General features: G+C 63.8%; 12 protein-coding genes. 4 read left to right on the forward strand and 8 right to left on the reverse strand.

All coding sequences use genetic code 11. The annotated features are described in order from the left end of the window. Window positions 1-94 precede the first annotated feature (94 nt). Window positions 95-751, forward strand: a complete 657-nt coding sequence (locus QUG01_RS09150) for a B3/B4 domain-containing protein (protein ID WP_500829858.1) — start codon at window positions 95-97, stop codon at window positions 749-751. Between the two features lie 56 nt (window positions 752-807). Here the strand turns inward: QUG01_RS09150 and QUG01_RS09155 are convergent, their stop codons facing one another. From QUG01_RS09155 to QUG01_RS09190, 8 genes are all read right to left on the reverse strand, one after another. Beyond that, window positions 808-2,430, reverse strand: a complete 1,623-nt coding sequence (locus QUG01_RS09155; protein WP_500829859.1) for a methyl-accepting chemotaxis protein — start codon at window positions 2,428-2,430, stop codon at window positions 808-810. Between the two features lie 356 nt (window positions 2,431-2,786). After that, window positions 2,787-3,902, reverse strand: coding sequence for an ABC transporter ATP-binding protein (locus tag QUG01_RS09160; RefSeq protein ID WP_500829860.1), 1,116 nt, complete (start codon window positions 3,900-3,902; stop codon window positions 2,787-2,789). Window position 3,903: 1 nt separating this feature from the next. Continuing rightward, the gene (nagZ, locus tag QUG01_RS09165; protein WP_500829861.1) at window positions 3,904-5,421 is read right to left on the reverse strand and encodes a beta-N-acetylhexosaminidase; all 1,518 of its coding nucleotides are present in this window, start codon (window positions 5,419-5,421) and stop codon (window positions 3,904-3,906) included. Further along, window positions 5,418-6,272: a carbohydrate ABC transporter permease gene (locus QUG01_RS09170; RefSeq protein WP_043626972.1), complete on the reverse strand. Its 855-nt coding sequence runs from the start codon at window positions 6,270-6,272 to the stop codon at window positions 5,418-5,420. Before QUG01_RS09170 ends, nagZ begins: the two co-directional genes overlap by 4 nt. 9 nt (window positions 6,273-6,281) lie before the next feature. Further along, window positions 6,282-7,151 (reverse strand): carbohydrate ABC transporter permease, encoded by an 870-nt coding sequence (locus tag QUG01_RS09175; RefSeq protein ID WP_103320941.1) that lies wholly within the window; start codon window positions 7,149-7,151, stop codon window positions 6,282-6,284. 75 nt (window positions 7,152-7,226) lie between these two features. After that, window positions 7,227-8,483: an ABC transporter substrate-binding protein gene (locus QUG01_RS09180; RefSeq protein ID WP_500829862.1), complete on the reverse strand. Its 1,257-nt coding sequence runs from the start codon at window positions 8,481-8,483 to the stop codon at window positions 7,227-7,229. A gap of 83 nt (window positions 8,484-8,566) precedes the next feature. Next, window positions 8,567-9,958, reverse strand: a complete 1,392-nt coding sequence (locus QUG01_RS09185) for an OprD family outer membrane porin (protein WP_500829863.1) — start codon at window positions 9,956-9,958, stop codon at window positions 8,567-8,569. 421 nt (window positions 9,959-10,379) lie between these two features. Further along, complete coding sequence (locus QUG01_RS09190) at window positions 10,380-12,080, reverse strand: methyl-accepting chemotaxis protein (protein ID WP_500829864.1); 1,701 nt, start codon at window positions 12,078-12,080, stop codon at window positions 10,380-10,382. A 206-nt stretch (window positions 12,081-12,286) separates the two neighbouring features. Between QUG01_RS09190 and QUG01_RS09195 the strand changes: the two genes are divergently transcribed. The 3 genes from QUG01_RS09195 (at window position 12,287) to QUG01_RS09205 (ending at window position 15,070) form a co-directional block, all read left to right on the forward strand. Beyond that, on the forward strand, window positions 12,287-14,263 hold the full coding sequence (locus QUG01_RS09195) for a peptidase U32 family protein (protein WP_500829865.1): 1,977 nt from the start codon (window positions 12,287-12,289) through the stop codon (window positions 14,261-14,263). 176 nt (window positions 14,264-14,439) lie between these two features. After that, a complete protein-coding gene (locus QUG01_RS09200; protein WP_500829866.1) occupies window positions 14,440-14,580 on the forward strand; it encodes a hypothetical protein in 141 nt (46 codons plus the stop codon). A gap of 88 nt (window positions 14,581-14,668) precedes the next feature. After that, on the forward strand, window positions 14,669-15,070 hold the full coding sequence (locus QUG01_RS09205; RefSeq protein WP_500829867.1) for an MAPEG family protein: 402 nt from the start codon (window positions 14,669-14,671) through the stop codon (window positions 15,068-15,070). Window positions 15,071-15,173 lie beyond the last annotated feature (103 nt).

Raw genomic sequence — 15,173 nt, forward strand, 5'->3', positions numbered from 1 at the left:
GCGCGGCAGGCTTATGCCCCATTAAAAGCTTTCGTTTCCCGCTGCGCCGGCGTTTGGCTAGCATGAGCCATCGATAGCGAAAAGGGAGAGCGAAATGCGCGTCGCGTTGAGCCAGGCTGTGTTGGGACGGTTGCCGGGAATGGAGGTGGAGGGTTTGCTGGCGCTGGGCGTGAACCAGGCGGCGCTGCCAGCCGCCGTGCTGGCCTTGCCGGAGCCGGACATCGATCTGGATGCGCTGCTGCAGCGCTGGAAGGCCTTGTACCGTGGGTTGCCGGGCGACAAGAAGGCGCGCTGCTCGCTGGAATATCTGGTCAAGGCCGCGCAAAAAGACAAGCTGCGCCGCATCCTGCCGCTGGTGGACCTGTACAACCAGGCCTCTTTGCAGAGCCTGGCGCCGTTTGGCGGCGAGGACATCGACAAGCTCGGCGGCGAATTGCGGCTGGCTCTGGCGCGCGGCGACGAAAGCTTTTTGCCGCTGGGCAAAATGGAAGCCGAACAGCCGCAGCCAAACGAAGCGGCATGGCTTAACGGGGACGGCGAAGTGGTGTGTCGCTGCTTGAACTGGCTGGAATCCGATCACTTCAAGCTAGACGAAGCCAGCCGCAATGTGGTGTTCGTCAGCGAACGCCCGGATGCCGGCTTCCCGTCCGGCGCGGCCGGCATGGACTGGCTGGCGCGCGAGCTGGCGCCGCATGCCGGCTCGCTGATCCGTTTCCGGCTGGATGCCGACCATCCCGTGTTTGAGAGGTAGGGCGGACGCCCCGCAGGGGCGATCCGCCGTGGTTGGCGGAACACCCGGCCTCCGCCCTACAGGCGGAATTTTTCCACCATTTGCCGCATGTGTTCGGCCAGTTCGTTCAGGCTGAGCACCGCGCCATGCAGTTCGCTGGCGGCCTCGGTATTGTCGGCCACCATCTGCGACACGGTTTCGAAGCTGCCCGCGATGCTGTTGCAGACGCTTTTCTGTTCGGAAATGGCGTCGCGGATCTGGCCGACGCCGCCGCTGGCTTCCTGCACGCTGTCGTTGGCGGCCTGCAGATTGGCGATCACAGTCTCCATCGTGCTGCGGCTCTGCCGCGTGGCGTCGATGCCGCTCTGCACCGTCGCGCCCACCGAGTGGGCGTTCTGGTTCAGGCGTTCGGTCACCATCTTGATTTCGCTGGCGGCCTTGGCCGAGTTTTCCGCCAATTTGCGCACCTCGTCCGCCACCACGGCGAAGCCGCGGCCGGTTTCTCCGGCGCGCGCCGCCTCAATGGCCGCATTCAGCGCCAATAGATTGGTCTGCTCGGCGATGTCGCGTATCTGCCCGGTCAGGTGGCCAATGGCCTCGGTGCTGTCGCGGAAGGCCTGCGAGGCTTGGTCCACCTGGCCCATCACTGTGTCTATCGTCGTCGTCTGACGGCGCAGGTGCGCCACTTCTTCCAGCCCGCTGCGGGTTTTCTGCGCGCTGGTGTGGGAGTCCTCGCTGATGCGCACGGTTTGTTCGGCGATGGTGTCTATGCTGGTGGCCATTTGCTCCAGCGAGGCGGCGTTGCTGGCGATGGCGTCGTTCTGCGTCTCGGCGCCGCTGGCCAGCGCGCGGGCGGAGCGGCCCAGCTCCTGGCTGGTGTCGCCGACCTGTTTGGCGGCGTTGATCAGCTCCGCGATCAGCGCGCCCAGATGGGTGCGCACCGTTTCGCTGCAGGCGGCGATCTGGCCGATCTCATCCATGCGGCCTGGCTGGAACGGCCGGGTGAAGTCGCCCTCTGCCAGACGGGTCAGGTCTTCAACCAGCCGCCGGGCGCGGGAAACGATGGCGCGGTTGACGTAGTACAGGAACAGGGCCAGGCCCAAGACGGTGGCGACAGCCATGACGATGGCCACTCGCCACAGCGCGGCGTTGGCGCTGGCCACGGCGGACTCGGCATTGCTTTGCGCGCGCTTGGCCAAGAAATCGCTGGCCTGGGTCAGCAGCTCGGTCGGCGGACGGTCCATGCCAGCCACCTGCTTGTCGCCCACCTTGAAATCGGCGCCGGCTTGCTTATAGGCATCCAGCCCGCGCCGGTAGTCCTCGCCCATTTTCTGGTGGGCGGCGACGAATTGTTGCAGCAGTTGCCGCGCTTGCGGGTCGGGCACCGAAGCGGCCAACGCATTGCCCTCATCCCGCACCTGGTTTTCCTTCTTCTGAAAATTGCCCCAGTACTTGGCCAGCTTGGCCGGGTCCTGCCCGCGCAGTAGCGTGTCCTTCCACTCCTGCACCTGTTTCTTGAAGTCCACCTGCATGGTCAGCACCTGCTGCACGCTGCTTTGGTCCTGAGCCACCTGGTCGCGGAAGGTACGGATGCTGCCCCATAGTTGCGACAGCGAAAAGATCGCGGCGAGCAGCAGGATGGCGATGGCGAGTCCGACAATGGCAGCCAGCTGCCCGGCCAGAGAGGATTGGCGGTTCATGGAGAACCTCCGTGCTAGAAGGAATCTTGCTCTAGTTGTAGGGCAGTTCGCGATGTCTTACGAATATTTACTTAGCTAAATCAAAGGTTTTTCACTATTTTCCCACGCGAGCCGTTGCTGTGGATAAATCCACCATTTCTTTTCGGTTGTGGATAAGGGCTTAGCCGCGCGGCTGCAGGGGCGAGCGAGACGCGCCTTTCCCTCTGGCCACTCTTGCACGAGAGGAGAAGGCCTTTCACCGGCGAACTTGAGTGAGGTACAGGAGGCAAGGCGGCGATGACAGAGTTGTGGATAAGTCTTGAAAGCGCGGGAAGCTGTGGATAAGGGCGAAGAGGGACTTCTCCTCGCCCGATATTTCACATGGCCAGCGCGGTTTCTTTCTGATCGGCTGGCGCCAGTCGCGGCAAGGCGGCTCCCTGGCCGTCGAACACATGGCAATGGCGCGGATCCGGCTGCACGAAACGCAGGCTGCCCGGCGCCGGCTCAGTCTCGTGGCCGCTCAGCTTCAGCGCGATCGGCTCCTCGGCGCCTTCCACGCGCAGGTAGACGATCTGCTGGTCGCCCAGGTGCTCCACCAGCTGCACCGTTACCGGCAGGCCGGTTTCGGCGAAGTACAGATGCTCGGCGCGCACGCCCAGCGCCAGTTCGCCGCTGCCGGCGTCGCTCAGCGGCAGGGTTAGCCGGTAGTCGCCGGGCAGTTGCAGCTGCAGGCCGCTGGGGGTGTGCTGCAGCGCGCGCGCCGGGATGAAGTTCATCTTCGGCGAGCCGAGGAAGCCGGCGACGAAGCGGTTGGCCGGGCGGTTGTACAGCTCCAGCGGGCTGCCCACCTGTTCGATGCGGCCGGCGTTGAATACCGCGATGCGGTGGCCCAGCGTCATCGCCTCGACTTGGTCGTGGGTGACGTAGATCATGGTGCTGCCCAGTTCCTGGTGCAGCCGCGCCAGCTCGATGCGCATCTGCACTCTGAGCGCGGCGTCCAGGTTGGACAAGGGTTCGTCGAACAGGAACACGCCGGGCTTCCTGACAATGGCGCGGCCGATGGCCACGCGCTGGCGTTGGCCGCCGGACAGGGCCTTGGGCTTGCGCTCCAGCAGGTGTTCGATCTGCAGCGTCAGCGCGGCGCGATGCACGGCGGCGTCGATCTCCGCCTTGCTTTTGCCCGCCAGCTTCAGGCTGAAGGCCATGTTTTCGCGCACCGTCATGTGCGGATACAGCGCGTAGCTCTGGAACACCATGGCCAGGCCGCGCTTGGCCGGTTCGACGTCATTGGCCAATTTGTCGTCTATCCACAGCTCGCCCGCCGTGATGTCTTCCAGGCCGGCGATCATGCGCATCATGGTGGACTTGCCGCAGCCGGATGGCCCGACGAAAACCATGAATTCGCCGTCGCGGATATCCAGGCTGACGTCGTGGATCACGGCGTTGCCGTCGTCGTACACCTTGCGGATGTGTTTCAGCGAGAGTCGGGACATCTCATTGCTCCTGATAGGGTTGGCCCAGTTCCACCGGCAGGCGGCCGACGGCGGCGATCTCGCCGGCCAGGCAGCGGCTGGCGGCTTCCAGCGCGGCATCGGCGAAGCCGTAGCTGATCAGCGCCGGCGCGGCGATGTCGGCGGCGGCGTAGGGGTTCCATAAAGCCATATGCAAATCCGGCTTCCAGCTTTGCTGTTCGCGCCTGCCGTAGCGTTCGCGCGTGGTGGAGGCCAGCACGGTGAACACGCCGTCCCGCGGCAGGGTGGACCAGTCGAGCGCGGCGCGCTCTGGGAAGCGCACCACTTCCAGCGCGTGGCGGCGTGACAGCGCGGCGATCAGCTTGTTGGCGGACAGGCCGGCTTCGGACACGCCGTCGGACGGCGCCTGGTCCTGCACCACCAGCCGCAGCCGCTGGCCGGCCGGCAGCGTGGGAACGTCGCCATGCGCCGTCAGCGCGCGGCGCCAGGCGTCGGCGAACAAGGCCTCGTCGGCCGCGCGTTGCTCGGCGGCGTAGTCGTAGTCGCTCCGGCTGGGGTAGCGGCGGATCAGCGCGTCCACCCGCGCGGCCGCTTCGGCCAGCCGCGAGTTGGCCAAATCGCCGCTTTGCAGCGCCGCGCGCAGCGCATCGAAACTGGCATCCATTTCGTCGGCGAATTGCAGCACCAGCGCCAGGTCGGCGCCGGCTTTCAGCGTTTGCACCGCGCCGGCAGCCTGGCCCCAGCGCTCGCGTATCGCCCGCATGTTCAGCGCGTCGGTGATGGCGACGCCCTGGAAGCCCAGCTCCTGTCTGAGCAGGCCGGTGAGGATGGCCGGCGACAGGGTGGCCGGCCATTCGGCGTCCAGCGCGGGGAAGCGGATGTGGGCGCTCATCAGCGCCGGCGCGTCCGGCGCCAGCGCCTTGAACGGGGCCAGTTCGTAGTCGCGCAGCTCGGCCTGCGGCTTATCCACCACCGGCAGGTCCAGATGGGAGTCGGTATGGGTGTCGCCGTGGCCGGGGAAGTGCTTGACGCAGCAGGCCACGCCTTCGGCCAGATGGCCTTCCATCCAGGCGCGGGCCAGGGCGGCGGCACGCGCTGGGTCCGCCCCGAAGGATCGCTCGCCTATCACCGGATTGGCCGGATTGTTGTTCAGGTCCAGCACCGGAGCGAAGTTCCAGTTGATGCCCAGGCTCTTCAGCCCGCGCGCCACCGCGCCGCCGACTTTGCGCGCCAGCGCTTCGTCGTCCGCGGCGGCCAGCGCCATCGCCGCCGGGGCCTGCGGCAGGAACAGCGTGCGCATCACGCCGCCGCCTTCCTGGTCGATGCCGATCAGGATGTCGTCGCCCAGCGCGCATTTGAGGTCCGCCGCCAGGCGGCGGGTGGCGGCGGCGTCCGGCACATTGCGGCGGAACAGGCAGACGGCGCGCACGCGCATGCGCTGCAGCCGCGCCGCTTCTTCATCGCTCAAAACCGGGCCTTCCACATCCACCATCAGGCAGCGGCCGGCCAGGGCATCCAGTTGTTCAGGGGTCAGGGTCATTTCACCGCTCCGTCGAATCCGCGCAGGAAATAGCGCTGGGTGAACAGGAAGACGATCAGGATGGGCAGCACGGTCAGCACCGCGCCGGCCGCCACCACCCGCGTCTTGAAGCTGAAGGCGCCGGCCAGGTACAGCACGCCGACCGACAGCGGAAACTTGTCCGGGCTGGACATCACGATGGACGGCCAGATGTACTGGTTCCACGCCGACACCGTGGTGAGGATGGTCAGCGCCGCCAGCGCCGGCCGCGCCAGAGGCAGCATGATGCGCCAGAAGATCTGCCATTCGGACGCGCCGTCGACGCGGGCGGCGTCGATCAGATCCTGCGGCACTGCCTCGAAGGCCTGTTTCATCAGGAAGATGCCCACCGCGCCGGCCAGCGTCGGCAACACCACGCCGCTATAGCTGTCGGTCAGCTGCAGCTTGGACACGGTGATGAAGTTGACCAGGAAGTTGACCTCGCTGGGCAGGATCATGGTTGCCAGGATGGCGCCGAACACCAGCCGGCGGCCGGGAAACCGCATCCGCGCCAGCGGGTAGGCCGCCAGCGCGCTGACCAGCAGCGTGCCGGCCACCGTCAGCGCGGTGATGGCCAGCGAGTTGCGATAGAAGGCCAGGATGTCGATGCTGGAGATGGCCTCGCCGAAGTGGGCCAGCGTCGGCGCCGTCGGCAACAGCGGCGGCGGAAAGGCGAACACCTCGCCGTCGCCGGACAGCGCCGTCACCAGCGTCCACCAGAACGGATAGACGGTGATCAGGCCGATGGCGCTCAACGCCAGGTAATGCAAGGCGCGGTTGCCCAGGCGGTCCAGCCGCGGCGCGGCGGCCGGAAGAGTAGTGGTGGGGGTCATCGCGCCTCCTCAGCGGTCTCGCGGTTGCAGGTAACGGAAGTTCAGCCAGGCCAGCACGATGCAGAACGCGGACATCACCAGGCTGGCGGCCAGGGCGCGGCCGAAGTTCAGAGACTTGATGCCGAACTCGTAGGCGTAATAGAGCGCGGTATAGGTGGACTGCATCGGCCCGCCCTTGGTCAGGATCTGCACTTCCTCAAACGCTTTCACCGCCGCCAGCACCGACATCACCGAGCACAGCAGGATGGTGGGCGCCAATAGCGGCACGGTGATGCGCCAGAAGCGCTGCCAGCGGCCGGCGCCGTCCAGTTGCGCGGCCTCGTGCACGTCAGCCGGAATGGACTGCAGGCCGGCCAGGTACAGCACCATGTACCAGCCTATGCCGCGCCAGACGGTGATGAACATCACCGCGAACAGCGCGATATGGTCGTCGCTGAGCCAGCCCACTGGGTCATTGATCAGATGCAGCCAGCGCAGCACGGCGTTGAGCACGCCGTCCTCGGTGTACATGAAATTCCAGATGATGCCGATCACCGACACCGAGGTGACCACGGGCAGATAGTAGGCGGCGCGGAACAGCTTGATGCCGGGCAGATTGTTGTTGACCAGCACCGCCAGCAGGATGGCCAAGAGCTGGATGACCGGCACCACCACCAGATACAGCGCCGAATTCTTCAGCGCCGACAGGAACAGCTCGTCGCCGAACAGGTCGCGGAAATTGTCCCAGCCCACCCATTGCGGCGCATCGATCAGGTTATAGCGGGTGAAGGCGAGAAAGGAGCCGAAGCCCACCGGCCAGAACGAAAACACCAGCAGCAGCAACAGAGCTGGCGCCAGGAACAGATAGGCTTGCAGGGTGGTCTTGCGGTGATTGCGCATTGCTCATACTCCCGGTGGGGTGGCGAAAACGCCCATCCGCCGGTTGCGCGCGGCGGATGGGGCGCTGCGGGAGGCTTACAGCTTGCTGGCCCAGTAGGCGGCGGCTTCGTCCAGCGCGGCCTTGGCGTCCTGGCGGCCGGTCACGGCTTTCTCCACCGCGGCCGACAGCTTGGCCGACAGCACGTCGGCGTTCTTCACCGACAGGAACAGGGTGCGCGTCTTGTCCAGATTGGCGGCGGCGATGCTCACGGCGCGCTCGGCCGCGCCGGCGTTGTCGGCCACTTTCTGGAAGTGCGGGTCGGCGGCGGCCTGGCGCGCGGTGGGCAAGGTGCCGGCCAGCTTGGCGAAGGCCAGCTGGTTTTGCGCATTGGTCAGGTAGTTGCCGAACTTGCCGATTTCCGGCAACAGTGCCTTGTCCACATTGCGCGCCACGGCGAAGTTGAACATCCAGCCGCCGGCGGCGATGCCGGTGGGCCCCAGCGGCGCCGGGGCGACGCGGGTATGGACATAAAGCTTGGGTGCTTCGTCGCGCACGCGGGTCAACGTGGTCGGCGTCGATTCCAGCATCGCCAGACGGCCGCCGTTATATGCCGCCATCGCCACCTGGAAGTTGTCCTGGGAAAACAGGTTGTCCTTGAGCAGCGCACCGGCCTTGTAGGCGTCGGCCAGTTTCTTGACGAAGGCCACATGGGCCGGGCTGTTGAAGGCCGGCTTGCCGTCCTTGACCACGTCCAGGCCGTTTTGCATCAGCAGGGCTTCGATCTTGGTCGGGCCCAGGGTCGGGGCGAAGCCGGCCACGCCGGTCTTGGCCTTGATGGTCTTGGCGTATTGCAGCTCCTGGTCAAACGACTTGGGCGGCTGGTTCGGATCCAGGCCGGCTTTCTTGAACAGCTCGGCGTTGTAGGCGATGACGTTGGCGCCGTTGTAATGCGGGAAGGCGTAAACCTTGCCGTTGAAGGTGACATCCTTCAGCGCGCCGGCCACGTATTGGCTCTTGTCGATAAGGCCGTCCAGCGGCTGGATCAGGCCTTCCTGCTGGTAATCGTAGGCCCAGGGCACGTTCAGATTGACCAGGGCCGGCGGTTTGCCGGCGCCGACGGCGGCTGTGAACTTGGCCTGAATCACGTCCCAGGGATAATCGGTCCACTTGACTTCCACATTCGGGTGCTGGGCGTTGTACTGGGCCACCAGGTTCTTGAAATAGCCGTCAAACTTAGGCGACAGGCTCATGGTCCACACTTCCAGCACCGGCTTGTCGGCGGCATGGGCGGCCAGCGGGATGGCGGCGGACGCGGCGATCAGCAGGGACAGGCTCAGGGTCTTCAGCTTCATGATTGGTTTTCTCCTTGGTGGCTTCGCCTAACGATACTGAGTGGGCGAAGCGGCCGGCATGGGTGCGCCGGCCATGGGTTTCATCAGAAGGTCTTGCTGTAGGAAGCGATCACTTTCACGTCGTTGCGGTCCTTCTTGCCGTAGAAGTCGCCGGAGCGGTACCAGGCCGGGTAGACGCCGATGCTGGCGCCCTTGAGCCAGCCGCTTTGCACGGTGTAGCCGGCGCTCAGGTCGATTTCGTGCGCCTTGCTGTCCGCTGCGCCGTTCGGGTTCTTCAGGCCGGTGGCGTAGTTGGCGCTGGCGCCAACCGTGAAGCCGGGCAGGCCGGATTTGGCGAGGTCGTAGTTCACGCCCAGCTTCAGCACTTGGGTGCCGTCCCAGACGAAGTCGTCGTCCTGGCCCCAGGTCTGGATGAAGTTGCGGTTGTCGCTGTTGCCGTACGGTGTCATGCGGAAGTTCACTTCGCCGCCATCCGGGTTGCGGCTCTTGCCGAGTCCGCCCATCAGCGACAGGCCGTCGGTGGTGTAGGTCACGCTGGCGCTGCTGTGCCAGGCGGTTTGCGAATTCTTCATGCCCAGCTGCGATTCGTCCTTGCCCTGGAAGTAGTAGGCGACGCCGGTCAGCGTGTCGCCCCCGGAGAGTTTCCAGGTGTAGGAGCCGGCAATCTGGGCGGTGCGGCGGTAGTCCTTGCCTTCGCCGAAGCCGATGTCGATGAAGGCGTTTTCCGGGGCGTAGCGCAAGCCCACGCTGTTGACGTAATCGACTTTCTTGGCAGTGCTGCCGTTGCTGCGGCCCTGTTCCCAGGAGTTGGTCATGTCGCGGAAGCGGTAGTCCCACTCATTGCGGAACTGATCGGCCCAGCCGTAGCCCAGCTCGAAATCGCCGATCTTGTATTTGCCTTCAAAACCGCGATAGGCGTGAGACTGCAGGCCGCCGGAGGTGCCCATGGTGCCGATGCTGATCGGGGTGTAGCCGGCGCGGAAGGACAGGCCTTGGCCATCCGGGTTCTGGCGGAATTTGACCGCCGCCTGGCTCAGCACCGCATCGCTCTTGTCCCTGCCGCCGCCGCCCTCCGCCGGGTCGCTCATGTCGTTGTAGTCGTGGTACAGCACTTCGGAAAAGCCGATGCCCTTGGTCAGGCGGATCGAGCTATGCGCCGCGGCGTCGAAGCCCAGCTTGTCCCAGGCGTAGCCGGATTTGAAATTCAGACCCAGGTTCAGCGCATTGACCCGGATATCGCCGGCGTTGCTGTTATTCGGCTGCTTTTCCTGCCGGTCACGGCCGTAGTACAGCGCGCTGAAGGTGGTTTCCGATTTGGTCAGCAGATCGTAGACATCGCTGGGGGGAATAGCCTGCGCCGTACCTTTCAGTGCGGGGCCATCGCTTGCCGGGGGAACGGCCGGCTCTTCCGCCGCCAGGGCGACGCCGGTGAACGCAGCCAGTACTGCCAAGAGAAGTGAGCGTTGCGTATGCATTTTTCTTAACTCCAGGTCCAGTTGCGGAATCCATATGTGGAAATCCTGGAGGCAAATTATCTGGTCTTATAGTGGTCTTCAATTGGTATGAGACTATTCCAATGGAAATCGCCTGTAATGCTGTTGCAATGTTGCCATGCAATATGCATCTTATGATTAAAGTCATGAATTGACTAGAGTTATGGCACGAAAAATAAAATAAATTGAGAGTGTTTAATCTTTAAAAGCAATTTCCATTCATATGCGAAACAAATAATTAAAGATTGTCGTTAAATATCCACTTTAATACCAATTTGTTTTCGAAAACGAACGAAATCAGAGTTCACATTTTTTGTGCGGCGCACAAAAAAAGATGGCGAACTGCTGTTCGCCATCTTGACTCGCGTAATGATTAAGAGCGGCGGCTCACGCTGCCAGTGGATCAGGTTTGCCAGGCGGCGGGAGAGGCGGCGGCTTGCAAGGCGGGTTCGCCGGCCGCAGCCAGACCGCCAGCCGGCAGGCGGAAATGGCTGATCGCGGATTGCAGCGCGACGGCCATCTGCTCGACCTGACTGGCGGCATTCGCCGTCTGCATCGCGGCGGTGCTGGTTTCCTCGGACATTTGCGCCACCTGTTCCACATTGCCGGCAATGGCCGTGCCGGCTTGTTGCTGTTCGTTCAAGGAGATGGCAATGCCGGACAGCGACTGTTTCACCCGCTCCGCGTTGCCGGTGATGCCGGAGATGGCCTCGCGGGCGCGTTCGGCCTGGCCTAATCCGGCTTCCATTCGTTCCACCGTACTATGGATGTTGTCCACCACGTGCTGGCTGCAATCCAGCATGTCGCGGATGCTGCCGCTGATTTCCGTGGTGGAATGCGAGGTGCGTTCCGACAGCTTGCGCACTTCGTCCGCCACCACCGCAAAGCCGCGGCCCTGTTCGCCGGCCCGCGCGGCCTCGATCGCCGCGTTCAGCGCCAGCAGATTGGTTTGCTCCGCCACGTCGCGTATGACCTGGATGACGCTGGCGATTTCGTGCGAACGGCTGCCCAACAGGTCGGCTTGCTGCTGCGCTGACCGCGCCTGTTCGGCGACATGGGTCATGGTTTGCAGCGTTTCGTTGATGATGCTCTCGCCCTTGCGCGCCAGTTCGCCGCTGGATACCGAATCCTTGGCCACGTCGGAGGTGTTGTCGCTGACCGAGCTGATGCTGACCGACAGCTGCTCCACTGAGGCCGACATCGAAGAAGCGGCGCGGGTTTGCTCCTCGGCGCTGCTGGCCACCTGTTCCGACGCCGCGGCCAGCTCGGTCGCGCTATTGGTCAGCCGCAGCGTGATGTCCTGCATATTGCGCACCAGCTGGATCAAGGCGCTCTGCATCAGCGCCATCGAGGCGACGATGCTGGATTGGTCTCCATTCTTCACCGGCAGTTTTTGGCTCAGATCGCCTTGGGCGACGCGGCCGGCCAGCGCCACCACGTCGCGCGGTTCGCCGCCCAGCTCGGCCAGCAGGCCGCGCACGATGGTCTGGGCCAGCAGCAGGCCCAGCAGCACGCCGGCTACGATCAAAGCGATGTTGACCAGCCGGCTGCTGGCGGCGCGCTGTTGCGCCGAGGCGAATTCCTCGGCGGCGACGCGCAGCTGCAGGTCCACCAGGGCGGAAATGCGCTGCGCTACCGGATCCAGCGCCGGATACATATCATGTTCCACATAGTTCTGCAGCGCGGCTTCGTCGCCGCGCTCAACCATCTGCCGCAATTTCTCGACGCTGCGGTCGGCCACGGCCATGGCCTGATCCGTCTGATCGGCCAGCTGTTTTTCCTCCGGCGTCAGATAGGTGGCGCGGTAGTCTCCCCACTGCTTTTTGACATCGGTTTGGGCCTGCTTCAGGTTGGTGAGGAAGGTGCTGGCGGTCTGGCTGCGATTACGCAGTTTGTGCGCGTTGTCGACGATGCCGACAGCGTAGCCGTCGCCTACGATTTTCAGTTGTTTCAGGCAGACCACGCGGTCGTTGTAGGTGGTGGCGAAGTCGCCGAGGATGCCGTCCTGGGTATGCAGGCCATACAGGCCAACCAGGATGGGAACGGACAGCAGCGCCGCAACCAAGATGGCCAGGCGCTGGAAGATGGAGAGTTGGCGGAACATGACGGACTCACTGGATAGGAGGGCACGCCTCCAATATTTTTTGGGTAGCAGCCGTCATGTGGGTAATCAATCCGTATAAACAATCCTAGGTAGTTGCACTTATCCGCGCTATGAAATCAACCGGTCTATCTATAAGCTGCTGATTCCGTTATACTTCCGGCCCGCCCGTCCAGCCGAATAACCTTAAAAGCATCCCCGGAATCGCCATGAGCCTGTTGCCGCACCAAGTCGAACTGCTGTCTCCCGCCAAAACCGCCGAAATCGGCCGCGAAGCCATCCTGCATGGCGCGGACGCGGTGTATATCGGCGGGCCGTCGTTCGGCGCGCGCCACAACGCCTGCAACAGCGTGCAGGACATCGCTGGCTTGTGCGATTTCGCCCACCGCTACCACGCGCGCATTTTCGCCACGCTGAACACGATTCTGCACGACGCCGAGCTGGACGCCGCGCGCCAGTTGATCTGGCAGCTGTACGATGCCGGGGTGGACGCGCTGATCATCCAGGATATGGGCATCCTGCAGATGGACTTGCCGCCGATACAGCTGCATGCGTCCACCCAGTGCGACATCCGCGACGCCGACAAGGCGCGCTTCCTGTCCGACGCCGGCTTCAGCCAGATCGTGCTGGCGCGCGAGCTGACCATCCCGCAGATCAAGAACATCGCCGACCGGGTGGCGGACAGCGCCACCATCGAATACTTCATCCACGGCGCGCTGTGCGTGGCCTTCTCCGGCCAGTGCTACATCAGCCACGCCGACACCGGCCGCAGCGCCAACCGCGGCGACTGCTCGCAGGCCTGTAGACTGCCGTACACGCTGACCGACGAAAAAGGCGGCGTGGTGGCCTTCGACAAGCACCTGCTGTCGATGAAGGACAACAACCAGAGCGACAACCTGGAAGCGTTGCTGGACGCCGGCGTGCGTTCGCTGAAGATCGAAGGCCGCTATAAGGACGTGTCCTACGTCAAGAACATCACCGCCCATTACCGCCTGCTGTTGGACGAAATCTTCGAGCGCCGCCCGGAGCTGGCGCCGGCCGCCAGCGGCACGAGCGAAATCTTCTTCACGCCGAATCCGGACAAGACTTTCCATCGCGGCGCGACAGATTACTTCGCCACCGGCCGCAAGCAGGACATCGGCGCGTTTGATTCGCCCAAATTCGTCGGCGTCGGCCTCGGCACCGTGCACAAGGTCGGCGATAGCTGGCTGGAAATCGCCACCAGCGAGCAGATGTCCAACGGCGACGGCATCAACTTCATGAAAAAGCGCGAGGTGGTGGGCATGCAGCTCAACACCGTCAAGCAGGTGGGCAAGGCTGCCGGCAGCCTGCTGGTCTGGCGCTGCGAGCCTAACGATCCGGCCGTGCTCTCCGGCCTGAAGCCCGGCACCGATATTTGCCGCAACCGCGACCACGCCTGGGAACTGGCGCTGCTGAAAAAATCGGCCGAGCGCCGCATCGGCGTGTGGGCCACGCTGTCGGAAACCGCTACGGGCCTGGCGCTGACTTACACCGACGCCGACGGCTGCAGCGCCTGCGCCAGTGTCGATTTGGCGCTGGAGCCGGCCAAGGACGCCGCCCGCGCCGAGCAAAGCCTGCGCGAGGCCGTCGCCAAGCTCGGCAACACCCTGTTCCAGGCGCACGATGTGTCGCTGAGCCTGTCCCAACCGTGGTTCGTGCCGGCTTCCGTCATCAACGGCTTGCGCCGCGAGGCGGTGGAAAAACTGGAAGCCGCCCGCCTGGCCGCCTGGGCGCGTCCCGAACGCAAGGCGGCGGTGGAGCCGCCGGCGGTCTTCCCGCAGAAGGAGCTCAGCTATCTGGCCAACGTCTACAACGCGCTGGCCTGGGACTTCTACAAGCAGCACGGCGTGGAAGTGATCGAACCGGCTTACGAGGCGCACCAGGAAGAGGGCGAAGTGTCGCTGATGATCACCAAGCACTGCCTGCGCTTCTCCTATAATCTGTGCCCGAAGCAGGCTAAGGGCGTCAAGGGCGTGATGGGCCAGGTGCGCGCCGATCCGATGATTCTGAAATCCGGCGACGAGACCTACACCCTGAAATTTGAATGCCGTCCCTGCGAGATGCACGTGATGGGCAAAATGAAGAAGCACATCCTGAAGACGCCGCCGCCGAGCGAAATCCCCGCCAGCGCGCCTATCACTTTCTTCAAGCAGCGGCCGCAGTGATGGGCCAGGGCGCGGTCGCCCCATAGCGGCGCAGCACCGATATTGGGATCGATGTAAGGAAAAGGGCAAGCCCCAAAAGGCTTGCCCTTTTTGATTGTCCAGAATATCGAAACTGGTAAATTCAAATGCATTTGAATTTAACTTGATGGTGCGGTTAACGTGTCGGGAGCGAACGCATGGAAATCCGTTCGATAAAGGCGAGACTGGACGATGCCGAGGCGCTGTACCGGATGCAGGCGGAGGCATTCATGCCTTTGCTGCGGAAATATCAGGACCATGCTTTCAGCCCGGCCCGAGCTTTTGCAGAGGCTGATTGAGAAATGAGTGCCACGGGATGGCCGGAGGCCAACATGGTTGGCATTGCAAGACGAGATGGGAAGCGATTGCGGTTCTATGAAAGGGACGATGATGATCTACCCGATGTTCGCGCTGGTATTGCTGACTTTCTTTGTGGGCATCCGCCTGGGACGCGCCCGTTTCGCCAATGCCCGTTCCGGGCGGGTGAAGGGCAGTTATTACCGGCTGATGCAGGGCGACGCTCCGCCGGACAGCGAGGTGAAGCTGGCGCGCAATTTCTCCAATCTGTTCGAGGCGCCTGTGCTGTTTTACGTGGCCGGCGCCATCGTCATCGCCAAGAATCTGGCCACGCCGGCCGTGCTGGCGCTGGCTTGGGGCTATGTCGCGCTGCGTCTGGTCCATACCGTTATCCACCTTGGCTACAATCACCCGATCCACCGTTTCCTGGCCTTCCTGACTTCCAACGCGCTGTTGCTGGCGATGTGGGGCTGGCTGGCATACACCTTGTAAGCGCCGCGTTTCCCGCCCTGATATCCGCTGGGCATGTCCGGTGGCGGCCTGATTTTTCGGCTTGCTCGGGCTTTGCCGGGCGGTTTCCGTCTGCGCGGCATGG

It is taken from the genome of Chromobacterium sp. CCUG 76385 (assembly GCF_059916625.1).

Bases quoted from the DNA above. Each gene is read 5' to 3' on its own strand.
- QUG01_RS09200 (WP_500829866.1), top strand. From the start codon at position 14,440: ATGGAAATCCGTTCGATAAAGGCGAGACTGGACGATGCCGAGGCGCTG.
- QUG01_RS09195 (WP_500829865.1), top strand. From the start codon at position 12,287: ATGAGCCTGTTGCCGCACCAAGTCGAACTGCTGTCTCCCGCCAAAACC.
- QUG01_RS09190 (WP_500829864.1), bottom strand. From the start codon at position 12,080: ATGTTCCGCCAACTCTCCATCTTCCAGCGCCTGGCCATCTTGGTTGCG.
- QUG01_RS09150 (WP_500829858.1), top strand. From the start codon at position 95: ATGCGCGTCGCGTTGAGCCAGGCTGTGTTGGGACGGTTGCCGGGAATG.
- QUG01_RS09170 (WP_043626972.1), bottom strand. From the start codon at position 6,272: ATGACCCCCACCACTACTCTTCCGGCCGCCGCGCCGCGGCTGGACCGC.
- QUG01_RS09185 (WP_500829863.1), bottom strand. From the start codon at position 9,958: ATGCATACGCAACGCTCACTTCTCTTGGCAGTACTGGCTGCGTTCACC.
- nagZ (WP_500829861.1), bottom strand. From the start codon at position 5,421: ATGACCCTGACCCCTGAACAACTGGATGCCCTGGCCGGCCGCTGCCTG.
- QUG01_RS09175 (WP_103320941.1), bottom strand. From the start codon at position 7,151: ATGCGCAATCACCGCAAGACCACCCTGCAAGCCTATCTGTTCCTGGCG.
- QUG01_RS09160 (WP_500829860.1), bottom strand. From the start codon at position 3,902: ATGTCCCGACTCTCGCTGAAACACATCCGCAAGGTGTACGACGACGGC.
- QUG01_RS09205 (WP_500829867.1), top strand. From the start codon at position 14,669: ATGATGATCTACCCGATGTTCGCGCTGGTATTGCTGACTTTCTTTGTG.
- QUG01_RS09155 (WP_500829859.1), bottom strand. From the start codon at position 2,430: ATGAACCGCCAATCCTCTCTGGCCGGGCAGCTGGCTGCCATTGTCGGA.
- QUG01_RS09180 (WP_500829862.1), bottom strand. From the start codon at position 8,483: ATGAAGCTGAAGACCCTGAGCCTGTCCCTGCTGATCGCCGCGTCCGCC.